23 protein-coding genes and 1 pseudogene are annotated in these 25,603 nt (G+C 70.3%); 16 read left to right on the top strand and 8 right to left on the bottom strand.

The genetic code is table 11. The features are described 5' to 3' along the window. Window positions 1-77 precede the first annotated feature (77 nt). A complete protein-coding gene (locus OG905_RS19165) occupies window positions 78-851 on the top strand; it encodes a hypothetical protein (protein WP_328673541.1) in 774 nt (257 codons plus the stop codon). A gap of 267 nt (window positions 852-1,118) precedes the next feature. Here the strand turns inward: OG905_RS19165 and OG905_RS19160 are convergent, their stop codons facing one another. After that, window positions 1,119-1,955 carry a diacylglycerol kinase gene (locus OG905_RS19160; RefSeq protein ID WP_328673540.1) on the bottom strand — a complete coding sequence of 279 codons (837 nt, stop codon included), beginning with the start codon at window positions 1,953-1,955 and terminating at the stop codon, window positions 1,119-1,121. Window positions 1,956-2,108: 153 nt separating this feature from the next. Here OG905_RS19160 and OG905_RS19155 point away from each other — a divergent pair, with 153 nt between their 5' ends. Beyond that, on the top strand, window positions 2,109-3,392 hold the full coding sequence (locus OG905_RS19155) for an adenylosuccinate synthase (RefSeq protein WP_266479996.1): 1,284 nt from the start codon (window positions 2,109-2,111) through the stop codon (window positions 3,390-3,392). Window positions 3,393-3,440: 48 nt separating this feature from the next. Here the strand turns inward: OG905_RS19155 and OG905_RS19150 are convergent, their stop codons facing one another. Both OG905_RS19150 and OG905_RS19145 read right to left on the bottom strand, forming a co-directional pair. Then, on the bottom strand, window positions 3,441-5,474 hold the full coding sequence (locus OG905_RS19150; RefSeq protein ID WP_328673538.1) for a serine/threonine-protein kinase: 2,034 nt from the start codon (window positions 5,472-5,474) through the stop codon (window positions 3,441-3,443). An 18-nt stretch (window positions 5,475-5,492) separates the two neighbouring features. Further along, window positions 5,493-6,109 (bottom strand): annotated as a pseudogene (locus OG905_RS19145) (substrate-binding domain-containing protein); the annotation flags it as partial. 233 nt (window positions 6,110-6,342) lie between these two features. On the opposite strand from OG905_RS19145, the gene OG905_RS19140 reads away from it, so the two are divergent. Then, complete coding sequence (locus OG905_RS19140; RefSeq protein ID WP_328673535.1) at window positions 6,343-6,855, top strand: hypothetical protein; 513 nt, start codon at window positions 6,343-6,345, stop codon at window positions 6,853-6,855. Between the two features lie 187 nt (window positions 6,856-7,042). Then, a complete protein-coding gene (locus OG905_RS19135) occupies window positions 7,043-7,585 on the top strand; it encodes a GNAT family N-acetyltransferase (protein ID WP_328673533.1) in 543 nt (180 codons plus the stop codon). A gap of 100 nt (window positions 7,586-7,685) precedes the next feature. On the opposite strand, the gene OG905_RS19130 is transcribed toward OG905_RS19135, so the two are convergent. The 3 genes from OG905_RS19130 to OG905_RS19120 all read right to left on the bottom strand — a co-directional run bounded on the left by OG905_RS19130 (window position 7,686) and on the right by OG905_RS19120 (window position 10,455). Continuing rightward, complete coding sequence (locus tag OG905_RS19130; RefSeq protein ID WP_328673531.1) at window positions 7,686-9,332, bottom strand: serine/threonine-protein kinase; 1,647 nt, start codon at window positions 9,330-9,332, stop codon at window positions 7,686-7,688. 68 nt (window positions 9,333-9,400) lie between these two features. Then, window positions 9,401-9,865: a MarR family winged helix-turn-helix transcriptional regulator gene (locus tag OG905_RS19125; protein WP_328673530.1), complete on the bottom strand. Its 465-nt coding sequence runs from the start codon at window positions 9,863-9,865 to the stop codon at window positions 9,401-9,403. Beyond that, window positions 9,862-10,455: a type 1 glutamine amidotransferase family protein gene (locus OG905_RS19120; RefSeq protein WP_328673528.1), complete on the bottom strand. Its 594-nt coding sequence runs from the start codon at window positions 10,453-10,455 to the stop codon at window positions 9,862-9,864. Before OG905_RS19120 ends, OG905_RS19125 begins: the two co-directional genes overlap by 4 nt. 167 nt (window positions 10,456-10,622) lie before the next feature. On the opposite strand from OG905_RS19120, the gene OG905_RS19115 reads away from it, so the two are divergent. Then, window positions 10,623-11,978 carry an aspartate aminotransferase family protein gene (locus tag OG905_RS19115; RefSeq protein ID WP_328673526.1) on the top strand — a complete coding sequence of 452 codons (1,356 nt, stop codon included), beginning with the start codon at window positions 10,623-10,625 and terminating at the stop codon, window positions 11,976-11,978. A 213-nt stretch (window positions 11,979-12,191) separates the two neighbouring features. On the opposite strand, the gene OG905_RS19110 is transcribed toward OG905_RS19115, so the two are convergent. Further along, window positions 12,192-12,638, bottom strand: coding sequence for a hypothetical protein (locus tag OG905_RS19110; protein WP_328673524.1), 447 nt, complete (start codon window positions 12,636-12,638; stop codon window positions 12,192-12,194). A 78-nt stretch (window positions 12,639-12,716) separates the two neighbouring features. On the opposite strand from OG905_RS19110, the gene OG905_RS19105 reads away from it, so the two are divergent. The 4 genes from OG905_RS19105 to OG905_RS19090 all read left to right on the top strand — a co-directional run bounded on the left by OG905_RS19105 (window position 12,717) and on the right by OG905_RS19090 (window position 17,633). Beyond that, window positions 12,717-13,406, top strand: a complete 690-nt coding sequence (locus tag OG905_RS19105; RefSeq protein ID WP_328682453.1) for a GntR family transcriptional regulator — start codon at window positions 12,717-12,719, stop codon at window positions 13,404-13,406. Next, on the top strand, window positions 13,403-15,841 hold the full coding sequence (locus tag OG905_RS19100; protein ID WP_328673522.1) for a dolichyl-phosphate beta-glucosyltransferase: 2,439 nt from the start codon (window positions 13,403-13,405) through the stop codon (window positions 15,839-15,841). Before OG905_RS19105 ends, OG905_RS19100 begins: the two co-directional genes overlap by 4 nt. A 126-nt stretch (window positions 15,842-15,967) precedes the next feature. After that, entirely contained in the window at window positions 15,968-16,618 is a 651-nt protein-coding gene (locus tag OG905_RS19095) for a hypothetical protein (RefSeq protein WP_328673520.1), read from the top strand. Between the two features lie 73 nt (window positions 16,619-16,691). Further along, window positions 16,692-17,633, top strand: coding sequence for a class I SAM-dependent methyltransferase (locus OG905_RS19090; RefSeq protein WP_328673518.1), 942 nt, complete (start codon window positions 16,692-16,694; stop codon window positions 17,631-17,633). Window positions 17,634-17,964: 331 nt separating this feature from the next. On the opposite strand, the gene OG905_RS19085 is transcribed toward OG905_RS19090, so the two are convergent. After that, on the bottom strand, window positions 17,965-18,699 hold the full coding sequence (locus OG905_RS19085; protein WP_328673516.1) for an SLATT domain-containing protein: 735 nt from the start codon (window positions 18,697-18,699) through the stop codon (window positions 17,965-17,967). A 281-nt stretch (window positions 18,700-18,980) separates the two neighbouring features. On the opposite strand from OG905_RS19085, the gene OG905_RS19080 reads away from it, so the two are divergent. The 7 genes from OG905_RS19080 to OG905_RS19050 all read left to right on the top strand — a co-directional run bounded on the left by OG905_RS19080 (window position 18,981) and on the right by OG905_RS19050 (window position 25,381). Then, window positions 18,981-19,316: a YbaB/EbfC family nucleoid-associated protein gene (locus OG905_RS19080; RefSeq protein ID WP_328682451.1), complete on the top strand. Its 336-nt coding sequence runs from the start codon at window positions 18,981-18,983 to the stop codon at window positions 19,314-19,316. A 55-nt stretch (window positions 19,317-19,371) separates the two neighbouring features. After that, entirely contained in the window at window positions 19,372-19,971 is a 600-nt protein-coding gene (gene recR / locus OG905_RS19075; RefSeq protein ID WP_142214508.1) for a recombination mediator RecR, read from the top strand. Continuing rightward, window positions 19,964-20,623 carry a DUF5063 domain-containing protein gene (locus OG905_RS19070; RefSeq protein ID WP_328673513.1) on the top strand — a complete coding sequence of 220 codons (660 nt, stop codon included), beginning with the start codon at window positions 19,964-19,966 and terminating at the stop codon, window positions 20,621-20,623. Before recR ends, OG905_RS19070 begins: the two co-directional genes overlap by 8 nt. A 301-nt stretch (window positions 20,624-20,924) precedes the next feature. Continuing rightward, complete coding sequence (locus tag OG905_RS19065) at window positions 20,925-22,196, top strand: aspartate kinase (protein WP_266479957.1); 1,272 nt, start codon at window positions 20,925-20,927, stop codon at window positions 22,194-22,196. Continuing rightward, complete coding sequence (locus OG905_RS19060) at window positions 22,193-23,263, top strand: aspartate-semialdehyde dehydrogenase (RefSeq protein ID WP_328673510.1); 1,071 nt, start codon at window positions 22,193-22,195, stop codon at window positions 23,261-23,263. Before OG905_RS19065 ends, OG905_RS19060 begins: the two co-directional genes overlap by 4 nt. A gap of 340 nt (window positions 23,264-23,603) precedes the next feature. Then, complete coding sequence (locus OG905_RS19055) at window positions 23,604-24,266, top strand: SigE family RNA polymerase sigma factor (protein WP_266479952.1); 663 nt, start codon at window positions 23,604-23,606, stop codon at window positions 24,264-24,266. 71 nt (window positions 24,267-24,337) lie between these two features. Then, the gene (locus tag OG905_RS19050) at window positions 24,338-25,381 is read left to right on the top strand and encodes a hypothetical protein (protein WP_328673505.1); all 1,044 of its coding nucleotides are present in this window, start codon (window positions 24,338-24,340) and stop codon (window positions 25,379-25,381) included. The last annotated feature ends 222 nt before the right edge of the window (window positions 25,382-25,603 follow it).

Raw genomic sequence — 25,603 nt, 5'->3', positions numbered from 1 at the left:
GGGTTGCGGTTGTCGACCGGTTCGGGCACCCATGCCCTCGCGCCGGGCGACCCGGCAGACGAACAGGAGACAACAGCATGCTCAAGATGCGAGCGACTCGCGCAGCGTGGCGCCTTTGGGCGCCGGCCGTGACCGTCGCGGTCACCGCGGCCGCGGCCGGAGTGGTCTCGGCCGCCCCCGCCTCGGCCCAGACCATCGTGAACTGCCCCGCCCAGAACCTCCAGACCGCGATCGACAGCGCGGCCTCGGGTTCGATGATCATGGTTGTGGGGACCTGCGTCGGCAACTTCACCGTCGACAAGGACCTCAGCCTCGTCGGCTTCGACGGTGCGGTTCTCGACGGCAATGCCGCGGGTACGACCCTGTCCGTCGGCGCGGGTGCCCATGTGCAGATCACCGCCGTGAACATCACCAACGGCTCCGCCGACAACGGCGCCGGTCTCCTCAACAACGGCACGGTGACACTGAACTCCTCCACCGTGCGCGACAGCAACGCGAACTTCTACGGCGGCGCCGTCCTCAACGCCGGCACGATGACGCTGAACGCTTCCACGGTGCACACCAGCACCGCCGATGTCGGCGGCGGTATCGCCAACTTCTCCGGCGCCACACTGACGCTGAACGCTTCCACGGTACGGAACAACACCGCTCTGTCCGGGGGCGGCGTCGCGAATCTCGGCGGCACTGTCCTGATGAACTACTCCGCGGTGACGCTGAACACCTCGGTGGGCGGCGCCGACACCGATGGCGGCATCAACAACAGCAGCGGCTCGGTGTCCCTGCTGGCCACCGCCGTCACCGGCAACACCCCGAACAACTGCACCGCGGCCATTGCGGGCTGCACCGACTGACGCGCTCGGCGCCGGGCCGGCGGCCTGTCAGGCCGATGAGCCCGGCGCCCCTCGGAGTCACCGTCAGGCCTGCATGTCCCTGTGGCGCAGGCCCGCAAGCCCGTCAGCACCAGCACCGGCGCCCAGGCATCTGCGTCCCCGGCAGCGACGGCAGGTGCTCGAACGGCGACAGGTTGGTCACCGACTGCACTTCCAGCGCCGGGCCGATCCAGCCGAGGGCGAGCGCGATGCCCGACGCTCCCCAGGCGGCCGCGTGCGGTCCCGGCCCTACCCGCCCCCCGCCGCGCCCGCCGCCGACGGCAGGGTCAGGCCCCACGCCCCCGGTCGCAGTGTCCATGTCCGGGTCCGGACCGGGCCCGTGATCAGTGTGTCCGCCCGGTAGCGGAAGTCCGCGCCCGACACCGTCACCGTCAGGGCCCGCGCCATGACCGGTTCCGTCTGGGCGCCGTGCCGCACCGTCACCTCCGCGCGTCCGCCCCCCGCCCGTACCGTCACGGCCTCCACCAGGCGGTCCAGGTCCGTCAGCAGCACCCCGTCGGCCTCCACCCGCAGCCGGTGGGTACGCACCGCGGGGGCGGCCGGTGCCGGGCGGACCAGGGTGCGCACCAGCGAGCGGCAGGTGTCCCACACGGACCCGCCGGGCGTGCCGTTCGCCGTGGGCACCGCCACCGACCCCGCGGCGGCCGGGATCGCCAGATCCCCCAGCACGACCCCGTCGCTCTCGTCCACCAGCAGATCGAGCCGCCGTACGGCCCCGTCGAGCACCGCGCGTGCCGCGGCCACCGCCCCCCGCGGCACCCCCAGCGCATGCGCCAGTTCTACGGAAGGCCCCACCGGGACCATCGCCAGTGCCCCGTCGCCGAGCCAGCGGTCGCGGTGCAGCAGTGCCACCGCACGCAGCAGCGTCCGGTCGTCACCCACCACGACGGGCCTGCGCGACCCCCTGCGGGCCAGTGCCCGCGCGAATTCCTCCGGCCCCTCGGGGAGACAGATTTTCGCCTCCGACCCGCCACACAGCACATCTTTCGCGATCCGCACGGACTCGCCGTCATTCCGGCGGGCGACCGGGTCGATGACCACCAGTAGCTGGTCGTGAGCCGACACCTCGGTCCTTCCTCGGGTAGCATCTTTGTGCAAGAGCCCCTTGCGCTATTGCGCCAGGGGCTTCGTCTATTCCGGGGCAACCGGTCCGAAGACTCAGGCACGGCTCAGGCCCCCTGACCTTGGTCTTGCCCCGCCCGGAAGGGGTGTACGCCTGTGCCCGCACTTGTGCTGCTCGGTGCTCAGTGGGGTGACGAGGGCAAGGGAAAGGCCACCGACCTCCTCGGTGGATCCGTCGATTATGTGGTGCGCTATCAGGGCGGCAACAACGCCGGCCACACGGTTGTCGTGGGCGACCAGAAGTATGCGCTGCATCTCCTCCCTTCCGGAATCCTCTCGCCCGGATGTACCCCGGTCATTGGCAACGGCGTCGTCGTGGACCCGGCGGTTCTGCTCTCCGAGCTGAGCGGGCTGAACGACCGTGGCGTCGACACGTCCAAGCTCCTGATCAGCGGTAACGCCCATCTGATCACTCCGTACAACGTCACCCTCGACAAGGTGACGGAACGGTTCCTCGGTAAGCGGAAGATCGGCACGACCGGCCGCGGGATCGGCCCGACCTACGCCGACAAGATCAACCGCGTCGGCATCCGCGTCCAGGACCTCTACGACGAGTCGATCCTGGAGCAGAAGGTCGAGGCGGCGCTGGAGTCCAAGAACCAGCTGCTCGCCAAGGTCTACAACCGGCGCGCGATCGAGGCCGGGAAGATCGTCGAGGAGATGCTCCAGTACGCGGAGCAGATCAAGCCGTACGTCGCCGACACGACGCTGATCCTGAACAACGCCATCGACCAGGGCAAGGTCGTCCTCTTCGAGGGCGGCCAGGGCACGCTGCTCGACGTGGACCACGGCACGTACCCCTTCGTCACCTCCTCGAACCCGACCGCGGGCGGCGCCTGCACGGGCGCGGGCGTGGGTCCGACGAAGATCAGCCGGGTCATCGGCATCCTCAAGGCGTACACCACGCGCGTCGGCGCGGGTCCCTTCCCGACGGAGCTCTTCGACGACGACGGCGAGGCGCTGCGCCGCATCGGCCACGAGCGCGGTGTGACGACCGGCCGTGACCGGCGCTGCGGCTGGTTCGACGCGGTCATCGCGCGGTACGCGACCCGGGTCAACGGCCTGACCGACTTCTTCCTCACCAAGCTGGACGTGCTGACCGGCTGGGAGCAGATCCCGGTGTGTGTCGCGTACGAGATCGACGGCAAGCGGGTCGAGGAGCTGCCGTACTCCCAGACCGACTTCCACCACGCGAAGCCGGTGTACGAGTACCTGCCGGGCTGGTCCGAGGACATCACGAAGGCGAAGACCTTCGACGACCTGCCGAAGAACGCGCAGGACTATGTGAAGGCGCTGGAGGAGTTGTCGGGCGCGCCGATCTCGGCGATCGGCGTGGGCCCCGGCCGCACCGAGACGATCGAGATCAACTCGTTCCTGTAGGGGTTGCTGTGGCTCGCCCCGGCTTTCGGCCGGGGCGAGCCCTCGTTCCTACAGACGGCTGTACTCGCGGGGCGAGTCGCCCGTGTCGAGGAAGGACCGGGTCAGCGTGCTGCCGCTCACCGTCAGGACCGACGACCCGGCCGCCGCGCAGTCGCCGCTCAGCACCCGCGAAGGACCGATCACGACGCGGTCCCCCGCCGAGAACAGCTCGGCGTCCGACGTACAGGTCGCGCCGTCCGTCGTGGTGGTGAAGGTGACGACGCTGCTGCCCACGGCGCCCTGTGCGACGGTCAGCCGCTGCGCACCCTTCGAGCCGGTCAGCGACCGCTCCCACGAGCCCAGGAAGCTTCCCGGGATCCGGTCGGAGCCCGCCCTGCGCAGTGTCGAGGTCCGGCCGCCGCTCGCCGTCCACGCGAGGGTGCCGTCGGAGCGCGCTGTCAGGGTCTGCTCGCCGATGGCGGAACACTTTCCGGCGGGCGTGCTCGCCGTGACTGCGGTGTCGATACGGATCGAACCACCGCCTGCCGCAAGCAGCTTGCCGGTGCCCTTGCACAGATAGCTCTCGCCCACGCTGATGCTCGCGACGACCGTGTCGCCGACCGTGCCGGGGGAGAGGGTGATCCGGCGCTCCGACCCGGTGTCCGCGCCGTCGCGGTAGACGCTGCCGGTCCAGGACCCGGCATACGCGGCGGGCAGCGCGGCCGGTCCGGCGGGCTTCCCCGGCGCTCCCGGCTTCTTGCCCGCCGGGTCCTTGGACGCAGGGTCCTTAGCATCCGCGCTCGCGCCGCTCCCGGGCTCGGACGACGACAGCGACTCCTTGCCCTTGCCCTGACCGGCCGTGCCGGGCGCTGCGGTGGTCTGCCCGCCGCCTCCCGGGCGGCTGCTCACCCTGTCTCCGTCACCGCGCAGGAGCGTGACGGCGGTGAAGGACGCGCCCAGCAGCGCTGCCACGGCGACACCGGCGATCGCCACGGTCCGCCGGGAGCGCTTGCGCGCCAGGGGGCCGGTGCCGGTGGTGTCGGGTGCGTCGGCGCTTGTGAGGTGGGCTTGTACCCAGGGGCCGTAGGGGGCGGCGGCCGAGGGTGCTCCGGGCGCGGGGGCTCCGGGCACGGGGGTTGCGGGTGCGCCTCCGGGGGTTCCGGGTGCCGGGGCGGCGGCGTACGCCGGTGGGTTCGCCGCGGCGCCCCTCGACGGCGTATCGGCGTCGAGCAGCGACACCGCGTGCTGCCCGAGCTGTGCGATCAGAGCCGCGGGCAGCCAGGGCTCGGCCGGATCGGCAGGGCGCGTGCGCTCCACGATCTGCTCCGGCGTCGGCCGCTGTGCCGGGTCCTTGGCCAGACAGTCCGCGATCAGCTGCCGCAACTCCCCGTCCACACCGCTCAGATCGGGCTCCTCGCTCACGATGCGGAACATGACCGAGTGGATCCCGGTGTCCGAACGCCCGAACGGCAGCCGCCCGGTCGCCGCGTACGCCAGCACCGAGCCCAGCGAGAACACATCGCTTGCGGGACCGACCCGCTCGCCCTGGATCTGCTCGGGCGACATGTAGCCCGGCGACCCCACCACCACGCCGGTCTGCGTCAGTTCATCGGACGCGTTCTCCAGCGCGCGGGCGATGCCGAAGTCGATGACCCGGGGACCGGCGATGGTGACCAGTACGTTGGACGGCTTCAGATCCCGGTGCACGAGACCGGCCCCGTGCACACTCCGCAGCGCGCCGGCCAGCCCGTACGCGAGTGTCCGCACCGACTCCTGAGGCAGCGGCCTCTCCCGTACGACGTGCAGCAATGAGGGCCCGGCGACGTACCCGGTCGCCACCCACGGCTCCGCCGCCTCGGTGTCCGCGTCCAGCACGGGCGCGGTCCACTCCCCGCCGACCCGGCGTGCGGCTGCCACCTCCTGCCGGAAGCGGTGACGGAACTCCGGCTGCCCGGCGAGCTCGGCCTTGATGAGCTTGACGGCGACTGTGCGGCCGCCCGCGGAACGTGCGAGGTAGACCCGGCCCATACCGCCCTCACCGAGGCGGCCGAGCAGACTGTACTCACCTATGGAGGGCGGATCCTGGGGCGCGAGCTGTTCCATGCGCGAAAGCCTACGAGGTCAGCCCGCGCCGCAGATCCGCAGCCCCTTGGGCGTCGCGCACGGCAGATGCCCGTGCGCGCGGATGACGTCCTGCCCGTTCCCCCGGCTCATGTAGCCGAGGAAGCTGGAGGCCAGTGAGTCCGCCGGCGGCTGGCCATAGGTGTACGCGTAATCGATCTCCCGGTACGGGTACTTGCTCTCGCCGATGTCGTCCACCGACGGCGGATCCCCGTCGATGTCCAGCCGGTGCAGCCCCTTCAGCCCGGTCCCGGCGCGCAGTTCGCTGTAGCCGATCGCTCCCGGCAGCCGCGCCACGGTGCCAGCACCTGTTCCGTGCTGTCGAGTTCGTAGCGCAGGACCTTCGCCTCGCCGTCGTCCTTGCTCTCGCAGTCGCGCGAGGAGTTCGCGGGCTCGTTGCGCAGCAGCACCCGGCGCTGGAACACCTCGCGCGTACCGGAGTTGGCGTCCCTGCTGACCAGCAGTACGGGCAGAGCGGGCCCGCCCAGCTGCTTCCAGTTGGTGATCCCGCCGCGGTAGATCCTGCGGATGTCGCCGGTCGACAGATTCTTCACTGACACCTTGTCGTTGACGACGAGCGCGAAGACGGAGACGGCGACGCGGTCCTCGCGCAGCTGCGTGGATAGCCGCCGACCGGTGCGGGGCGGTTCGTGCACCCACTGCTCCTCTGCAACGCGGCCTCCGCGTTGCAGAGTTGAGCCCCGGGTCGACATGACCGGTACACCTCAAAAGTTACTCAAGTCGCTCGACCGGTCCGTCGAACGGTTGGCAGGATGATCAACGACCACTCGGCATCAAGCCAATCTGTATCCATTCCCGGTGCCCGCTGCCGGGAGAAACGGGGCTGTCCATGCGAACCCTCGCCCATGGCGCGGTTGTCCTCACTCTCATCTCGGGAGGAGCGGTTGCCGCCGCGCAGCCGAGCTACGCCGCCTGCGCACCCGAGAAGCCGATCTTCAACATCACGAACATCCAGACGACCTACCGCCCCACCAACATCAAGAGCGACTTCATCAAGGGCCCGGGCACCATCTCGTACTCGAAGGCCGACTCGGCGACGTCGACCTGGACCGGCAGCGCGGGGATCGGCGGCGACATCGGCGTGATCGTCGCCAAGCTCAACCTCCAGGCCAGCGGGTCGTACGCCAAGTCGTGGACCAAGACCACCACGTGGACCTACACGCTGGACATCGCCAAGGGGAAGACCCAGCGCATCCGTATGTACCACGCGTCGAAATCGCTCTACGTGACCAAGAAGGTCTTCAACAACGGCCGGTGCAAGTGGGAGACCGTCTACAAGGACAAGAAGGTCATCGTGCCGTCGAAGCAGAACGTCAATGTCTGGAAGCGCGAGAACTTCTAGACCCCCGATGCTCGCCGAGTCCCCGTCAGCTCACTGGCGGGGACTCGGCGCGTGAGCCCGCCAGGGCCTGTCCGGCGGATCTTCTGGGGCTCAGCGACGTGCCTCCAGGCCATGGGGGCCTGGGAGGTGCCAATGCGGTTGCCTTATTGGTTTGCCGTCGGCGAGCCCGGTCGGATAGGAAGTTTGCATGCTAAGGGGCAGCAAGGTCGGGCTCAGGGCCCGGCATGAGGACGACATCCCGATCCTGCGGGCTGAGCTCTACGACGACGTGGTCAACGCCTCGCGGGCCGAAGGCCGGCCGTGGCGGCCGATCACGCCCGGCTCGAAGGACTCGCGGCTGGTGGTGGACGACAAGGAGCAAGGGCACGTCCCCTTCTCTGTAGTGGAGTTGGACGGCGGCACGCTGGTCGGCACCGCGGTGCTGTGGGACATCGACAACCACAATCGGTCCGCGCACATCGGCCTTGGACTGCTGCCGTCCTCTCGCGGCAAGGGCTACGGCACCGACGTGGTCGGGGTGCTGTGCCACTACGGTTTCGTCGTGCGCGGCTTGCAGCGGCTGCAGATCGAGACGCTGTCGGACAACGCCGCGATGCTGTGCTCAGCCGAGCGCAACGGCTTCGTCCGCGAGGGCGTGCTGCGCTCCTCGGCCTGGGTGATGGGCGAGTTTCTTGACGAGGTGCTGCTCGGGCTCCTCGTCCAGGACTGGAAGCAGGACTCGAAGGTCTAGGCCGTTTCTGATGGCTCTTGGTCGGCCACCGGGTGATCGTTCGGCGTGAACCGCCTCGCGATCCGCCGGCGGTTTCAAGAGCCGTCTGCTCATTGGAGTACTAGCTGCTCTTCGTGTACGTGAGCGGTGCCCCGCCCGAGCCCACCAGTTCGCGGACGATCGTCGTGCCGTTCGGCATGTCCAGGCGGCTCCACTGGCCCGGTGCGCACTGTTTCGGGTCGCCCGATGTGACCTGTGTCGGGCCGAGTTCGAGGGGCGGGCCCGAGGCCTGGAGGGTGGCGGACCAGGTGCAGTCGTAGTTCGGGCCGGTGCCCGACAGGGTCATGACCTGGGTGCCCGTCGTGCCCTGGGTGATCGTCATGGTGCGGGTGTTGTTGCCGTCGGCCGTGGCGAAGGATGCCTGCCAGGTGCCGACGTACTCCGCGGGGACGCCGCCCTCCTGCGTGCCGGGTGTGGTCGGAGGCTGGGAGGAACCAGGGGGTGTGGACGGCGTGTTTGTGCCGGGGGTTGTCGGCGAGGAGGTCGTGGGGCCCGGCTCGGCGTCCGCCGGGGACTTCTTGCCGTCGTCGCCCATGAGCGCGTACACCGAGCCGCCCGCCGCGAGCGCGACCAGCAGGGCGACCGCGATCAGGGCGATCGTGCCGCCCTTCTTCCGAGGCGGGGGCGGGGGCGCGTAGGGGGCGGGCATCGGCTGGTACGGCATCGGCGGGGCGTGGGTGACCGAGGGCGCCGCGTGCGGGTAGCCGTAGGCGGGCAGTGGCGGGGGCGGGGTGGGCAGCGGCGTCGGGCCGGGCGGCTTGGGGGCGGACGCGGTCATCGTCGGCGGCTGGACCGGCGCCGGGGCCTGCGGCTGTTCCACCTCCAGCAACTGGACCGCATGACGACCGAGTTGGGCGATCAGCGCGCCCGGCAGCCAGGGCTCGGCGGTCGCGTCGGAGGTGGTGAGCTCCAGGATCCGGTCGATCGTGGGGCGCGCCTCGGGGTCCTTGTGCAGGCAGTCCCGTACGAGAGAGGCGAGGCTCTCCGGAAGACCCTCCAGGGCCGGTTCCTCCTGCGCGATACGGAACATCAGCGCGTGCACCCCGCTGTCCGCCGAACCGAACGGCATCCGGCCCGTCGCCGCGTACGCGAGAACCGAGCCGAGGCAGAAGATGTCGCAGGCGGGCGTGACGCGGTCACCGCGTACCTGCTCCGGAGCCATGAAGCCGGGCGAGCCGACGAGCGCGCCGGTGCGGGTCAGACCGCCGTCGGTGACCGTCTCCAGGGCGCGGGCTATGCCGAAGTCGATGACGCGGGGGCCGTCGATGGTGATGAGGATGTTCGACGGCTTGAGGTCGCGGTGGATGAGGCCGGCGGCGTGGATGTTGCGCAGGGCGTGTGCGAGGCCGGAGGCGAGGATGCGGACGGAACGCTCGGGCAGGGGGCCGTGGTCGCCGGAGACGACGGTGTGCAGGGCGGGTCCGGCGATGTAGCCCGTGGCGACCCAGGGCACGGGCGCCTCGGTGTCGGCGTCGAGGACGGGCGCGGTCCACTCGCCGCCGACGCGCAGAGCGGCCCGTACTTCCTGGCGGAAGCGGCCTCGGAACTCCTCCTGCTCGGCGAGCTCATGGCGTACGAGTTTGACGGCGACGGTGCGGCCGCGGTCGTTTCGGGCGAGGTAGACCTGGCCCATGCCGCCCGCGCCGAGGCGGGCCAGCAGACGGTACTCGCCGATGTGCCGTGGATCTGCTGGTGCCAGAGGCTCCATCGTCGTGCGCCCTTCCCCCGTACCGCTCCCTGCCGACGGACCGAGGATAGTGCGCGCCGAACCGGGGCTTACATCTCAGGATCCGGCGGGAGCGGCCCGAGGCTGTCCATGGCTTTGGAGAGCTGCTCCAGGATCCGTGCGGTCTCGGCGAACTGCTCGGGGCCCAGCGCCTCGGCGAGACGGGCGGCCAGCGCCGCGTGGCCGGGGCTGATCCGGTCGATGGCGGCGTGGCCGTCGTCGGTGGGGCGCAGGAGTTTGGCCCGGCGGTGGGCGGGGTTGGGTTCGTACGCCGCGAGGCCCCGCTCGACGAGCAGATCGGCGATCCGCTGCACGCTCTGGCGCGTGATGCCCATGGCGCGGGCGATCCCGGCGACGGGCAGCGGCTCGTGCAGCACGGCTCCGAGAACCTGCCACCAGGCCGCGGTCAGCCCGGCGGGCTTCGCCAACTCCTCGGAGACGGCGAGGAATTGGCCGTTCAGCCGGAAGACGCCGAGGGCTGTGCGGCTGAGCAGTTCCTGTTCCTCGCGGCTCATGAGTTGAGGGCCGCGAAGGCGGAGGCGTCCGAGTCGTGGAACAGCCGGTACCAGGCGTCCAGCTTCTCGCCCTCGTACACACCGAGCCTGGCGAAGACCTCGCGGGCGAACGCGACGGGCTCGGTGGGGCCCGCGGTGATCAGGTCGCGGTCGGTGACGGCGTCGGCCTCGCGATAGTGATCGCCGCCCTTGTAGCCGGTGGCGCCGAGGTAGAAGGAGGCGGCGCTGGTGTGATCGCGGTCGTCGAGCAGCCCCTCGCGGGCGAGCCCTGCTGTGGCACCGCAGATGGCGGCGACGGGGACGCCGGCATCGAGGAAGGCGCGCGCCTTGGCGGCGAAGGGGGCGAGGTCGTCGCCCGCGTCCCAGAGGTGTGCGCCGGTGAGGATGAGCAGGGCGCTGTTGCCCGGATCGAGCTCGCCGAGGGCGAGATCGGGCTGGATACGGACGCCGCCCATGGTGGTGACGGGGTCGGTGGTGGGGCCGACGGTGCGGACGGTGAAGCCGTTCTGAGTGAGGTGGGCGGTGGTGTGGCCGGTTTCCCAGTCGGCGAAGGTGTCGTAGACGGCGAGATGAACGGTGCGGGTGTTCATGGTGGCCCTCCTGCCTCGATGACAGCAGCCTGTCATATCGACAGCCTGCTGTCAATGAGTTCCGAGTGGCACTGGGCCGCTGACGCGACACAGTGCCCAGGAACAGCGCCACGGCCATACACGGTGGCCATGTCCGTCCCCGCCCGCCCCTCCTTACCCTTGCCCGCATGACCCCTCATCCCGACCCCCAGGCCGGCGCAGCCGTGAAGGCCGCAGACCGTGCGCATGTGTTCCACTCCTGGTCCGCCCAGGGCCTGATCGACCCGCTCGCCGTCGCCGGTGCCGAGGGCTCGTACTTCTGGGACTACGACGGGAACCGCTACCTCGACTTCACCAGCGGTCTCGTCTACACGAACATCGGCTACCAGCACCCCAAGGTCGTCGCCGCGATCCAGGAGCAGGCCGGCAGGCTCACCACCTTCGCGCCCGCGTTCGCCGTCGAGGCCCGTTCCGAGGCCGCACGCCTCATCGCCGAGCGGACCCCGGGCGATCTCGACAAGATCTTCTTCACCAACGGCGGCGCCGAGGCCGTGGAGAACGCCATCCGGATGGCCCGGCTGCACACGGGCCGCCCGAAGGTCCTCAGCGCCTACCGCTCCTACCACGGCGGTACCGCGACCGCGATCAACCTCACCGGGGACCCGCGCCGCTGGGCCTCCGACAACGGCACCTCCGGTGTCGTGCACTTCTGGGCGCCGTTCCTCTACCGGTCGCCGTTCTACTCCGAGACCGAGGAGCAGGAGTGCGCCCGCGCCCTCCAGCACCTCGAGGACACGATCGCCTTCGAGGGCCCGGCGACGATCGCCGCGATCATCCTGGAGACCATCCCGGGGACCGCGGGCATCATGACGCCCCCGCCCGGCTACCTCGCGGGCGTACGCGAGATCTGCGACCGGTACGGGATCGTCTTCGTGCTCGACGAGGTCATGGCCGGATTCGGCCGCACCGGCGAGTGGTTCGCCGCCGACCACTTCGGCGTCGTACCCGACCTGCTGACCTTCGCCAAGGGCGTCAACTCGGGCTACGTACCGCTCGGCGGTGTCGCCATCTCCGCCGAGATCGCCGCGACCTTCGAGACCCGCCCCTACCCCGGCGGTCTCACCTACTCCGGGCACCCGCTCGCCTGCGCCGCCGCCGTCGCCACGATCAACGTGATGGCGGAGGAGAAGGTCGTCGAACAGGCCGCCCACATCGGCGCGACCGTCCTCGGCCCGGGGCTGCGCGAGCTCGCCGAGCGGCACCCGAGCGTCGGCGAGGTGCGCGGTACGGGTGTCTTCTGGGCGCTCGATCTCGTTCGGAACGAGGAGACGCGCGAGCCGCTGGTGCCGTACAACGCGACCGGCGCGGCGAACGCCCCGATGGCCGCGTTCGCGGCGGCGTGCAAGTCCCATGGCCTGTGGCCGTTCGTGAACATGAACCGCACGCACGCGGTGCCGCCGTGCAACATCACCGAGGCGGAGGCGAAGGAGGGCCTGGCGGCGCTGGACGCGGCGCTGTCGGTCGCGGACGAGCACACGGCGTAGTCGGCTCTAACTGGGGGCAAGCCCCCAGACCCCCGTATGCGACCTTCGGCCGCATGTCCTCAAACGCCGGACGGGCTGAAATTTCCGCTGGTCGGCCTGAAGATTCAGGCCGACCAGCGGAATTCACCCCCGTGGGGGTCCCCCCGGACGAAGTCTGGGGGAGTTTGAGGCGCGGGGTCCGGGGCGGAGCCCGGTCGGGGGTCCCCTCGGCCGTCACCCCCGCCCCGCCTCAACCTCCAAGAACCGCCGCTTCCGCGCCCCCCGGTACATCAGCGCCTCCCACCCGAGCGCCCCCAGCGCCGCCGCGCACCGAGCCAGCCCCGGCTCCTCCTCCTGCGCCGCACCGGCACCCCGCGGGCCCAGCCAGTCCACGCACACCATCCCGGCCCTGTCCGACGCGCGTACGCGATAGCCCGTCGCCGTCCTCGCCCCCGACGCGTCCACGGCCGAGGGCGGAATGCCCGCCGCCTCCAGGACGAGGGCGACCGCGCGCACCATCCGGTTGAGCTCCCACGCCGCCGGTGCGGTGTTCGTCACGCGGCGGATCTGGAGCAGGCCGTCCAGCGCTGCGCGCACCTCCGCGGCCCGTACTTCAGCGGCCCGTGCGGTGAGATCGGGCCGCGGACCGTCACCCGTCGCAGCCTCGAAGACGTCTGTCATGTCAGAATCCCCTGTCCGCACCCGGTTCGTGACGTCTGGCCTATCGTGTCCGGGACCCCGGCGAAGGAGAAGGCCACGATGCAGGGCAACGGCAGCAGTCCCGCTGTCACCCGCAACACCCTGCGGCAACAGATCGCGGACGCGCTGCGCGACGAGGTCCTGGCCGGACGTCTGCAGCCCGGACAGGAGTTCACCGTCAAGCAGATCGCCGAGCAGTACGGCGTCTCCGCCACGCCCGTCCGCGAGGCCCTCGTCGACCTCTCGGCCCAGGGCCTGCTCGACTCCGACCAGCACCGGGGCTTCAAGGTCCACGAGTTCTCGGTCGAGGACTACCGCGGCATGGTCCAGGCGCGCGCGCTCGTCGTGGACGGCGTCCTCCACCATGCGCAGAAGCGCGGCGTCACCGCGGTGCCCGGCAAGGCGCTGGTGTCCGTACGCCGCCGGGCCGAGGAGGCCGCCCGCGCGGCCCGCGCCGGGGACCTGGACATCCTCATCGGCTACGACCTGCGTTTCTGGCGCGAGCTCTGTGCGCTCGTCGCCAACCGCTACATCTGTGACTTCCTGCACCGGCTGCGCGTCCAGACCTGGGTGTTCGCCGTCCCGTATCTGCGCGGTCTGCGCAGTGGCGAGGAGTTGCGACAGTGGCTGTGGAGCGGCCACGAGGAGCTGGTGGACGCCGTCACGACCGGCGACGCCGAGGGCGTGCGCGCGGCCGTCGGCGCATACGACGATCATGCGCTCGCCTGGGCGGATCGGCTGGAGCGGTGAGCGTGGATCTGAGCGTCGTCGTCCCGGCGTACAACGAGGAGGGGCGGCTGCGTCCGACCCTGGACGCGATCTGCGCCCATCTGCGCGCGGAGCCCGGCCGCTGGGGCGACTGGGAGCTGATCGTCGTCGATGACGGCTCCACCGACGCCACCGCACAGATAGCCAAGGAGGCCGCGGCCGATGAGCCGCGCATCCAGCTGGTCAGCGGCGACGGCAACCGCGGCAAGGGCAGCGCCCTGCGCCTGGGCGTGCTCGCCTCGTACGGCCGGCGCGTCCTGATCACGGACGCCGACCTCGCGACACCCATCGAGGAACTGGACCGTCTCGACAAGCAACTCGCGGCCGAGGACAGCGCGGCGGCGATCGGCTCGCGCGCGCACCCCGACTCGCGCATCGAGGTGCACCAGCGCCCGATGCGCGAATGGATGGGCCGGATGGGCAACCGCCTCATACGCGCCGTCGCCGTGCCCGGCATCCATGACACCCAGTGCGGCTTCAAGCTTCTGGACGGCGACAAGGCGCGTGCCGCCTTCGCCGACTCGCGGCTCGACGGGTGGGGGATCGACGTCGAGATACTGCGCTTCTTCCGGCGCGCGGGCTGGCCGGTGACGGAGGTTCCGGTGCGCTGGTCGCACCAGGCGGGCTCCAAGGTCAGACCGCTGGACTACGGCAGGGTGCTGCTGGAACTGCTCAGACTGCGCGCCCGTGCCGTACGCCGCGTCGACCTGGCCGTCGTCGGGCTCTTCGTCCTCGCGTCCGTACTGCTCTACAAGAATCTTCTGGCGGACCTCGACCGGGGCTATCTCGCCGACTCGGGGCAGGACCAGAACCAGTGGGAATGGTTCTTCGCCGTCACCGCCGACAATGTCGCGCATCTGCGAAATCCCCTCTTCACCACGCTCCAGGGCTTTCCGGACGGCGTGAACCTGATGGCGAACACCGTCATGTTCGGGCTGTCCGTCCCCCTCGCCCCCGTCACGCTGCTGTTCGGCCCGACCGTCACCTGGGCGCTGGTGCTCACGCTCGGGCTCGCGGCGACCGCGAGCGCCTGGTACTGGCTGATCGCCCGGCGGCTGGTGACCAACCGGTGGGCCGCCGCGCTCGGCGCGGCCTCCGCCGCCTTCGCGCCGCCGATGATCTCGCACGGCAACGCGCACCCCAACTTCCTTGTGCTGTTCATGATTCCGGTGATCATCGACCGGGCACTGCGGCTGTGCGAGGGGCGCAATGTCGTACGCGACGGGGTGCTGCTGGGCCTGTTCGCGGCGTATCAGGTCTCCCTCGGCGAGGAGCCGCTGCTGCTCGCGTCGGTGGGCATGCTGCTCTTCGCGCTCTCGTACGCGCTGGTGCGCCGCGATGTGGCGCAGGCGGCCCGGCGGCCGCTGCTGCGCGGCCTCGCCGTCGCGGCCGCGGTCTGTCTGCCGCTGATCGCCTTCCCGTTGGGCTGGCAGTTCTTCGGGCCGCAGAGCTACAAGAGCGTGCTGCACGGCGACAACGCGGGCAACAGCCCCCTGGCTTTCCTGGAGTTCGCGGGCCGTTCGCTCGCGGGCTCCGACGAGGTCGCCGACCCGCTCGCGCTGAACCGCACCGAGCAGAACGCCTTCTACGGCTGGCCGCTGGTCGCGCTCGCGGTGGCGATCGTGGTGCGGCTGTGGCGGCTCGCGCTGGTCAAGGCGCTTGCCTTTACGGGGCTTGCGGCGGCGTTCCTCTCGCTCGGGCCGAAGTTCCGCATCCCGTACACGGACATCGTGCTCACCGGCCCGTGGCGTGGGCTGGCCCATCAGCCGCTCTTCGAGTCGGTCATCGAGTCGCGCGTGGCGCTGATCTGCGCCCCGGTGCTGGGCGTTCTGATCGCGCTCGCCGCCGACCGGCTCGTGGTGTCCAGGGACCGGGTCAGCCAGGTGGTGGGCCTCGCGGCGGTGGCGGCGGCGCTGCTGCCGGTGCTGCCGACGCCGTATCCGGTCCGGGAGCGCTCGCAGGTCCCGGAGTTCATCACGCAGGGCATGTACCGCTCGTACCTCGGCGAGGGAGAGTCGGTGGTCACGGTGCCGCTGCCCAATCCCGGCAGCGCGGAGGCCCTGCACTGGCAGTCGGCGACCGGCCTCGGCTTCCGGGTCGCGGGCGGCTATTTCAACGGGCCGTGGGGGCCGGACCACATCGGCATCTACGGCGCGACGCCCCGGCACACCTCCAACCTCCTGAGCGAGGTGCGCAACAGCGGGCGCGTGCCCACCATCGGCCCGAACTGGCAGGCCCAGGCGCGCTTCGACCTGGCGGCGTGGAAGGCGGGACTGGTGGTGCTGGAGCCGCAGTACAACGACGCGGCCCTGTATGCGACCGTGGAGAAACTGCTCGGGCGACCGGGGAAACGGGTGGGCGGCGTGTGGGTATGGGATGTGCACGACCCGAAGGACTCGGTTCGGACAGACAGCTGACCGGCACCCTTCGCCGAACGTGTCCCTGCCACTACGCTGTCCCCTCCGTGCCCGACCCTGTCCCCGATCTTGTGCCTGATCTTTTGCCCGACCCTGTGCCCGACACCCTGGAGAGCGAGCCTTCCCTTGGCCTGTGACCTGTGGCTGGTCCCCCTCGTCGACGTGCTGTGCCACAGCCCCGACAACCCCTTCGCCGAAGAGATCGCCGCCTACGACAAGGCACTGACCGACGCGGGACTGCCGACCGTCCCCGTCTTCGCGTACATGCCAGGCCTGTCCGGCGATGTGGCGCCGGTCGCGGGCTTCGACTACGACGCGCTGCACTTCCTGCGGCGCGCCTACCTGCTGCAGCTGTGCGGGCTCGCGGTGACCCCGGTGGACGAACTGGGCGGTGACTACGAGCAGTTGCTGGAGATGTTCGAGGCGACGGCGCAGCAGTCGCATCTGGTCTGGCACTACGACCACGCCGGGGCATACGTTCCCGTCGACTTCACCTCGCCGCTGTTCAACGACGAACTGCTCGCCGGGGGCGGTCCGCTGGGCTCCACGCAGGGCCTGCTGCGGGAGCTGGAGTTCGTCGCGCCCTCGATCGGCATCGACCCGGCGAACCCGCCGCAGGCACCGCGGCCGCCGGACCGGCCGACTTCGCTGGAGGAACCGGCGGGGCCGATTCCGTACGACGAGAGCCCGTTCGCGCGGGAACGGCACGTGTGGCTCGGGCTGCACGCGGCGGCGACGCGCAGCCTCGGCCAGGGCTCAATGATCATTTTCAGCTGACGCACATCCTGCGCACATCCGCTGAACGCGCGGCCTTAAGCTCCGGGACATGTCCGCCCGGTAGGACCAGTGCATGTCACAGACGAGTACCCCGGCGACGGGGGAGATCGCGGACGAAGCGCTCCCCCGGCCCACGCGCTTCGCAGACGTCAAGGGCTGGTTCTGGCCCGTGGACCAGCTCCTCTTCGACTGGTTCCTGTCCTATCAGCGGGACACGGATCCGGACGGGAGAGGGGATCTGCTCGAGCTCGGGGCGTACCTGGGCAAGAGTGCGATCTTCACGGCCGACTATCTGCGGGAGGGAGAGGAGTTCACGGTCTGCGACCTGTGGGACTCGCCGGCACCGGACGACTCCAACAGCGCGGAGATGGACCGGTCGTACTCGACGCTGACGAGGCAGGCGTTCGAGGCGAACTATCTGTCGTTCCACGCCGAACTGCCCACGATGGTGCAGGCGCCGACCTCCGTGATCACCTCGCGGGTGAGCGCGGGGAGCTGTCGCTTCGTGCATGTCGACGCGTCGCACCTGTACGAGCACGTGCACGGCGACATCGAGGCGGCGAAGACGCTGCTGCAGCCGGAGGGCATCGTGTCCTTCGACGACTTCCGCGCGGAACACTGCCCCGGGGTCTCGGCCGCGGTGTGGGGCGCGGTGGCGACCTCGGGCCTGAAGCCGATCGTGATCACGGGCACGAAGCTGTACGGCACGTGGGGCGACCCGGCACCGGCGCGCCAGGCGCTGCTGACGTGGCTGGAGTCGCGTACGGACCTGTGGCACGGGGTGGAGGAGGTGGCCGGCCTGCCGCTGATCCGCATCAAGGGCAACAAGGCGGAGGTGCCGCCGCACCCGAAGTCCCGCCATACGCCGGCCCCGAAGCCCGATCCGGTCGCACCCGCGCCCGTGCCCGCCGTCGCGGCTGCAGCGGCCCCGCGCCGCCGCCCGTCCCGCGCCCGCCGCCTGGCGAAGGACCTGTTGCCCCCGATCGTGACGAGGGCGATCACGTCCCGCCGTTAGCGCCTGTCCCCTAGGCCGTGTCTGACAAATAGCGCCGTCCGCCCGCAGGGCGGGGTGCGCGGCGTCCGGTGCGTGCAATCGCAAGGCGGAGGACCATCCTCGTACTGGACGTACTTGGATGACTCCGACAACGCAGCGAGTGTGCGTGCCGGGCGTCGCGCGCCAGGCGAGATTTGTCAGACACGGCCTAGACCCGGGGGGCGGAAGCCGAGCCGCCGTGCGGCACGAAACCGCCGCTGCCCGGGGTCCGGGTGCCCCGCCCAAAAACAGCCCCGTGGGGGTCCCGGTGAGATGACGCGCGGGGTCCGGGGCGCAGCCCCGGCGTCCGGGCTCAGCGCGGCGCCTCCGGCGGTCGCTGTCGCGGCATGTTCGGCCGCGCCCCCGGCGGCAGCGGCACCCGACCCGACGGGTGCCCTTCCACCTGCCGCCCCGGCGCCGCCCCCGTCGACTGCATCACCAGCGGCGCCGGGCCCGAGCCGAACTCCACCATCCAGTCCGCCGTCTCCGACCGCACCAGCTCCGCTACGTCCTCCGTGAACCGCCGCAGTACCCCCAGGCACCTCTCCGCCGCCTCGCTCGCCGTGCCCTCCGCCGGGCCCAGCACCTCCCGTACGCACTCCGACGCCCAGTCGAACTGCAGCCCCAGCAGTTTGCGCTGCACCGCCTGCGCCGTGGCGACGTTCCTTATCCAGCCCGACGTCAGCCCGAAGTACCGGTCGCACGCCAGGCAGGCCGCTCCCAGCAGCAGCGACAGATACCCCCACCTCGACGTCCCGTCCCGTACGCCCGTCACCTCCAGGAGGGGGAGCACGGCCCCGGCGATCACGCCCAGAGCCGTGCCGATGCGCAGCACCCGCGCCGCCCGGCGTTTCCACACGCGGTCCACCAGATACCACTGAGCCGTACGCAGCGCGCCCGCCTCGACCCACCGGTACAGCTCGTCGAGCCTCTCCGCCGGTTCTCCCCAGTCGCCGAGCGGAAACGGCCTCCCGGCCAGGTCACGGCGCGGCGCCTCGCCGCGCTCGCCCCGGGCCGGCCCCCCGGGCTGCATGTCCGGCTGGCTCACCGGTGCACTCCTCTACGACGTGGAACGAGGTGGAACGACGTAACACTGCGTGTACATACGGTGCGCGCGTGCATTCTGATGCGCATGCCCTTCCTACCGCCGAATGGTGGGCTGTGCGCCAGAAATACCGGTATTTCCGCCCACAAGAGGTCCTTGATCAGCTAGGGGTGTCCGCGCCCACTCACTCGAAAGAGTTGGTCACCGCAGGGTGGGGCGAGCCGCCCGGCGAGCACGTAGGCTCGGCTTACCGAACAATCGTCGTCGAAATGCCAGGAGTGACCGTGATTCCCGGTGGTGGCCAGCCCAATATGCAGCAGCTCCTCCAGCAGGCCCAGAAGATGCAGCAGGATCTCGCGCGGGCCCAGGAAGAGCTGGCACAGACCGAGGTCGACGGTCAGGCGGGCGGCGGCCTGGTGAAGGCCACCGTCACCGGCTCCGGCGAGCTGCGCGGCCTCGTCATCGACCCCAAGGCCGTCGACCCCGACGACACCGAGACTCTCGCGGATCTGGTCGTCGCCGCCGTCCAGGCCGCGAACGAGAACGCGCAGCAGCTTCAGCAGGAGAAGCTCGGCCCGCTCGCCCAGGGGCTGGGCGGCATGCCGGGCCTGCCCTACTAAGGCGCAGGCTCACCAACTACCGTAAGCACCACAGCACTCCACGAGAGGCGTTCCGTTGTACGAAGGCGTGGTTCAGGACCTCATCGACGAACTGGGCAGGCTGCCCGGCGTCGGTCCCAAGAGCGCGCAGCGGATCGCCTTCCACATCCTCCAGGCCGAGCCGACCGACGTACGCCGGCTCGCCCACGCGCTGCTCGAGGTGAAGGACAAGGTCCGCTTCTGTGCGGTGTGCGGCAATGTCGCGCAGCAGGAACAGTGCAACATCTGCCGTGACCCGCGCCGCGACCACTCGGTCATCTGCGTGGTGGAGGAACCGAAGGACGTTGTCGCGATCGAGCGGACCCGGGAGTTCCGGGGCCGCTACCACGTGCTCGGCGGGGCCATCAGCCCCATCGAGGGCGTCGGCCCCGACGACCTGCGGATCCGTGAGCTGCTGGCCCGCCTCGCGGACGGCACGATCACGGAGCTGATCATCGCCACGGATCCCAATCTCGAGGGCGAAGCCACCGCCACGTACCTGGCGCGCATGATCAAGCCGATGGGCCTGAAGGTCACAAGACTGGCCAGCGGTCTGCCCGTGGGGGGAGACTTGGAATACGCCGACGAGGTCACGCTGGGGCGTGCCTTCGAGGGGAGACGACTTCTCGATGTCTGACGCCAATCTGCACGCCGTCAATCAGGACCCGGACAGTTTCGCGGTCCAGATCGCCGACTCGATCGAGTCCTTCATCGTCGCGACCACGGAAGTCGCGAAGGGCGACGAGCCGGACAGCGCGGTGCCCTTCCTGCTGCTGGAGGTCTCCCAACTCCTGCTGACGGGCGGCCGGCTGGGCGCGCACGAGGACATCATTCCGGACGAGCGGTACGAACCGGACACCGGCCCCGACGTGGACGTCGACGACCTGCGCGAGCGCTTCGCCGTGCTGCTCGACCCGGTCGACGTCTTCTCCGAGGTCTTCGACCCGTACGAGCCGCGCAAGGCTCCGGTCGCCTCCCGGATCTCCGACAACCTCGCGGACATCGTCACCGACCTGCGGCACGGTCTGGCCCACTACCGTGCGGGCCGCACGAGCGAGGCGCTGTGGTGGTGGCAGTTCTCGTACTTCTCCAACTGGGGCCCGACCGCCTCCGCGACGCTGCGCGCGCTGCAGTCGCTGGTCGCGCACGTCAGGCTGGACCAGCCGCTGGAGGAGCTGGACGGCCTCGACACGGACGAGGACCTAGCCGAGGACGCCCTGGCCGAGGAGGCCGGGAAGGTGATGGTGCAGGAGATCGCGGGCCCGCTGGGCCTGCGTACGGCCACCTGAGCGCTCTCCGCGGTGGCCGGGGACGCGGGAGGCCGCATCGCCCAGCCCCGACAGGAGTCACTCCACGTGACCGCCGACGTTCGGCCGAAAACCACGAGCCCAGGGTGTGACCCGGCCCACACCTCGCGTAGCGCGCACCAGGCGGGGCAGGAGTCGATCCGAGCGGCCGTGACCCTTCCTGATGATCACGTAGTGAGCGGGACATCTCACCATGTGACAGCACCGGGTCGGAGTCCGGCCGCTCGTTAGACTGAGCCGACCGCAGTAGTGCGGAACGAAACAGACTGAGCGAGGAGCGCACGTGGGCCTTGTCGTGCAGAAGTACGGAGGCTCCTCCGTTGCCGATGCCGAAGGCATCAAGCGCGTCGCCAAGCGAATCGTCGATGCCAAGAAGAACGGCCACCAGGTGGTCGTCGTGGTATCCGCGATGGGCGACACGACGGACGAGCTGATCGATCTCGCCGAGCAGGTATCCCCGATCCCTGCCGGGCGCGAATTCGACATGCTGCTGACCGCCGGAGAGCGGATCTCCATGGCCCTGCTGGCGATGGCGATCAAAAACCTGGGCCACGAGGCCCAGTCGTTCACCGGCAGCCAGGCAGGCGTCATCACCGACTCGGTCCACAACAAAGCGCGCATCATCGATGTGACGCCGGGCCGGATCCGTACGGCGCTGGACGAGGGCAACATCGCCATCGTCGCGGGCTTCCAGGGTGTGTCCCAGGACAAGAAGGACATCACCACCCTCGGCCGCGGCGGATCGGACACCACCGCCGTCGCCCTGGCCGCCGCCCTCGACGCCGAGGTCTGTGAGATCTACACCGACGTCGACGGCGTCTTCACCGCCGACCCCCGGGTCGTGAAGAAGGCGAAGAAGATCGACTGGATCGCCTTCGAGGACATGCTGGAGCTCGCCGCCTCCGGCTCCAAGGTGCTGCTGCACCGCTGCGTCGAGTACGCACGCCGATACAACATCCCGATCCACGTCCGCTCGTCCTTCTCGGGGCTGCGCGGCACCTGGGTCAGCAACGAGCCGCAAGGGGACCAGCAGGTGGAGCACGCCATCATCTCCGGAGTCGCCCACGACGTCTCCGAGGCCAAGGTCACGGTCGTCGGAGTGCCGGACAAGCCGGGCGAGGCCGCGGCCATCTTCCGTACGATCGCCGATGCCGAGATCAACATCGACATGGTCGTGCAGAACGTCTCGGCGGCCACCACCGCCCTGACCGACATCTCCTTCACCCTCCCGAAGACGGACGGCCGCAAGGCCATCGACGCGCTGGAGAAGGCGAAGGCCGGGATCGGCTTCGAATCGCTGCGCTACGACGACCAGATCGGCAAGATCTCGCTCGTCGGCGCGGGCATGAAGACCAACCCCGGCGTCACCGCCTCCTTCTTCGAGGCGCTCTCCGACGCGGGCGTGAACATCGAGCTGATCTCCACCTCGGAGATCCGTATCTCGGTGGTGACGCGCGCCGACGACGTCAACGAGGCCGTGCGCGCCGTGCACACCGCCTTCGGTCTCGACTCCGACTCCGACGAGGCGGTCGTCTACGGAGGCACCGGGCGATGACCCGCAAGCCGACGCTCGCGGTCGTCGGAGCGACCGGGGCCGTCGGCTCGGTGATGCTCCAGATCCTTTCGCAGCACGCGGATGTCTGGGGCGACATACGGCTGGTCGCCTCGCCGCGCTCGGCCGGCCGCAAGCTGGCCGTGCGCGGAGAGGAGACCGAGGTCGTCGCGCTCTGCGAAGAGGCCCTGACGGGCGTCGACGTCGCGCTCTTCCTCGTACCGGACGCGGTGTCCGCACAGTGGGCGCCGATCGCCGCGGCCAACGGCGCGGTCGTCGTGGACAATTCGGGCGCCTTCCGGCTGGATCCGGATGTGCCACTGGTCGTCCCCGAGGTCAATCCGCATGCCGTACGGGTCCGCCCGCGCGGCATTGTCGCGAGTCCGCACGACACCACGCTCGCGATGGTTCCGGCGGTGGGCGCGCTGCACGCCGAGTTCGGGCTGCGCGAACTGGTCGTCTCCTCCTATCAGGCCGTCAGCGGCGCGGGACGTGACGCCGTCGCGGCGCTGCGCGCCCAACTGTCGCTCGTGGCCGGTACGGAGCTGGGTGCCGGGCCCGGAGACGTACGCAGGGCCGTGGGCGACGAGCTCGGGCCCTTCGCGGCACCGCTGGCGCTGAACGTGGTGCCGTGGTCCGGGACCCTCCAGGACGGCGGCTGGTCCTCGGAGGAGCTGGGGCTGCGGGCCGAGACGCGCAAGATCCTCGATCTGCCGGGGCTGCGGGTGGCGGCGACATTCGTCCGCGTACCGGTGCTCACCACGCACTCGCTCGCCGTGCACGCGCGGTTCGAGTGTGAAGTCACAGTGGAGCGGGCGCACGAGATCCTGGCGACCTCGCCCGGAGTCGTGCTCTACGACAATCCGGCGGCCGGCGACTTTCCCACACCCGCCGATGTGGTGGGGACCGATCCGACGTGGGTGGGGCGGGTGCGGCGGGCTCTGGACGACCCCTGTGCGCTGGACCTCTTCGTCTGCGGCGACAATCTGCGTAAGGGTGCCGCGCTCAACTCCGCGCAGATCGCGGAGGCTGTCGCGGCGGAGATCGGGCCCGCGCTCGCCTCCGGCTGATCCTTCTCGGTCTTCTCCGCCTTCTCTGTCCGTCTTCTCTGTCCGCTTGCGGCTTATTCGGGGCGGCAGAAGCGGAATGCTTTGTAGGATCTGTGAACGCCCTGTGATCAAGTCGAAGGTCTGTACCACTTGAACTGGGGTGCAAGGATGTTCGACGATGCGCTTCCCCCTTCCTGCAACCGGCAGTTGGGCGGGAAGCGTCTTTGCGGTTGCCCCTTCACGGTGCCGCGAAGAAAAGGGGCATTGGGGAAGAGCGGGTACGCATGAACGCATTTGGTTCACCGTCAAAAACGGTGGCGTACGCGTACAACCCTGACGGGGGGAAGCGTGTCCAACAGGCGTGGCAGAGGTTCTCGACATCACCAGGGTGGTCCCGGTCCGCGGCGCTGCAGTGCGCCCGCTCCGCAGACCCCGCCCGTCCGGCGGCATGCCGGTGATCGCCCCTATGCCCGCGCCCCGCACCACCCGCATCTCGTCCCAGCGCGAGGGCGCTGAGGACGTCATGGCCGCGGGTACCACAGTCGATCACCTCACCGAGACCTACCGCGCCCACTACCGGTCGCTGCTCGGTCTCGCGGCCCTGCTTCTCGACGACACGGCCTCCTGCGAGGACGTCGTCCAGGAAGCGTTCATACGCGTCCACTCGGCGCGCAACCGGGTGCGGGACCCGGAGAAGACCCTGGCGTATCTGCGCCAGACCGTGGTCAATCTGTCGCGGTCGGCCCTGCGCCGCCGCATCCTCGGGCTGAAGCTGCTTTCCAAGCCGATGCCGGACATGGCGAGCGCCGAGGAAGGCGCGTACGACCAGCTGGAGCGGGACGCGCTGATCAAGGCCATGCGCGGACTCCAGCGCCGCCAGCGCGAGGTGCTGGTGCTGAGGTACTTCGCCGACATGACAGAGGCTCAGGTCGCCGAGACGCTGGGGATCTCTCTGGGCTCGGTGAAGGCGTACGGCTCGCGGGGCATCGCGGCGCTGCGCGTCGCCATGGAGGCCACGGCATGAGCGGGCACAGGCACAGGTTTGAGCGGTACGGGCCGGACGGGCCGTTTGACGACCGGACTGGGAACGGAATTGTGAACAACGGGCCGGAAAATGAGCTGGGCGGCCTCGGAGGCCTCGGCGGGGACGAAGTTGCCCTGCGGCGGCTGCTGCAAGGGGCCGTGCAGGACCTCGCGCCCTCCGAAGGAGCCCTCGACCACCTGCGAAGGGCGGTACCCGCGCGGCGCGCCCGCAAAAGGCAGGCGCTGGTGGGTGCGGCGGCCGCGGTGATGCTGATCGGCACCGCCGTCCCCGCCTTCGTGCATGTGGCGAACTCCAGCGGCAGCGACAGCGCCAACCCCGTCAACGCCGGACACGGCGAACAGGCGCAGGGCGGCACCGGGTCAGAGGCGGGTGCCGAGGACGGCGAGGCGGGGACGAACAGCCCCTCCGTCGGCGGCCAGGGCACCGGGCAGAACCAGGGCGGCGCGACCCAGACGCCGGGACAGCAGCCCTCCGGCGCCAAGGACGGCACGACGGGCGGCGTCGTCAACCCGCCCGGTAGCGCGCCCGCGAGCTCCCCGGTCTGCGATGCCGGACAGCTCGGCGTCACTGCGGGACAGGCGGCGCCGGATGCCGAAGGCAAGGTGTACGGCACCTTCCGCGTCACCAATGTCTCCAAGACCGACTGCGCGGTCAGCGGCGACGGCACGGTCAACTTCAAGGCGCTGGGCGCGGCCGACCCCGCCAAGATCACGGTCGTCGAGCACACGGCGGGCGACGCGGCGACCGGACTGCCGGACCCCTCGCTGGAGGCGGGCTCGCTGCTGCTGAAGCCGGACACGGCGTACCAGGTGAAGTTCGCCTGGGTCCCGAAGGACAGCTGCCCGACCACCGGAGGCTCGCCCGAGCCCACGCCGTCGGACGGCGGCTCGTCGGGCGCGAGCACCGGTACGGGTACGGGCACGACCTCGGAGAACACCCAGCCCCAGCTCGTCCCCGCGGAGGGCGGCGGCACGGCGGACGGCAGCGTCGCGGTGAGCCACACCACGGCGGTGGGCGCGCCGAGCGCGGAGACGACGATCACCAACGCGTGCTCGGGCACGATCTACCGCACGGGTGTGCTGAGCGGTCAGTGACGGGCCGGTCCGGCGCCTGCGGCGGACCCACGCGGCGGAGCCGCACCTCGATACAGCCACTGCCCGCCCTCCCCCTACGGCCCGGCGGCGGTGGGAGGTACCCCCGTCCGGTAGCTGGGGGCAAGCCCGAGACCCTGTATGCGGCCTTCGCCCGCGTGTCCTCAAACGCCGGACGGGCTGTATGAGGGGGTCCGGGGCGGAGCCCGAGGGTGGACGGTGCTG

Origin of the sequence: Streptomyces sp. NBC_00322 (assembly GCF_036147535.1) — a bacterium.
Classification (GTDB): domain Bacteria; phylum Actinomycetota; class Actinomycetes; order Streptomycetales; family Streptomycetaceae; genus Streptomyces.
Note: the sequence above shows the minus strand (reverse complement) of the source record. Positions and strands in the feature narration are given on the sequence as shown.

Excerpts from the sequence above, each read along its gene's own strand:
- OG905_RS19090 (WP_328673518.1), top strand. The coding sequence starts at position 16,692 with ATGTCACAGACGAGTACCCCGGCGACGGGGGAGATCGCGGACGAAGCG.
- OG905_RS19150 (WP_328673538.1), bottom strand. The coding sequence starts at position 5,474 with ATGGAACAGCTCGCGCCCCAGGATCCGCCCTCCATAGGTGAGTACAGT.
- OG905_RS19060 (WP_328673510.1), top strand. The coding sequence starts at position 22,193 with ATGACCCGCAAGCCGACGCTCGCGGTCGTCGGAGCGACCGGGGCCGTC.
- OG905_RS19135 (WP_328673533.1), top strand. The coding sequence starts at position 7,043 with ATGCTAAGGGGCAGCAAGGTCGGGCTCAGGGCCCGGCATGAGGACGAC.
- OG905_RS19140 (WP_328673535.1), top strand. The coding sequence starts at position 6,343 with ATGCGAACCCTCGCCCATGGCGCGGTTGTCCTCACTCTCATCTCGGGA.
- OG905_RS19125 (WP_328673530.1), bottom strand. The coding sequence starts at position 9,865 with ATGAGCCGCGAGGAACAGGAACTGCTCAGCCGCACAGCCCTCGGCGTC.
- OG905_RS19110 (WP_328673524.1), bottom strand. The coding sequence starts at position 12,638 with ATGACAGACGTCTTCGAGGCTGCGACGGGTGACGGTCCGCGGCCCGAT.
- OG905_RS19165 (WP_328673541.1), top strand. The coding sequence starts at position 78 with ATGCTCAAGATGCGAGCGACTCGCGCAGCGTGGCGCCTTTGGGCGCCG.
- OG905_RS19130 (WP_328673531.1), bottom strand. The coding sequence starts at position 9,332 with ATGGAGCCTCTGGCACCAGCAGATCCACGGCACATCGGCGAGTACCGT.
- OG905_RS19115 (WP_328673526.1), top strand. The coding sequence starts at position 10,623 with ATGACCCCTCATCCCGACCCCCAGGCCGGCGCAGCCGTGAAGGCCGCA.
- OG905_RS19070 (WP_328673513.1), top strand. The coding sequence starts at position 19,964 with ATGTCTGACGCCAATCTGCACGCCGTCAATCAGGACCCGGACAGTTTC.
- OG905_RS19105 (WP_328682453.1), top strand. The coding sequence starts at position 12,717 with ATGCAGGGCAACGGCAGCAGTCCCGCTGTCACCCGCAACACCCTGCGG.
- OG905_RS19120 (WP_328673528.1), bottom strand. The coding sequence starts at position 10,455 with ATGAACACCCGCACCGTTCATCTCGCCGTCTACGACACCTTCGCCGAC.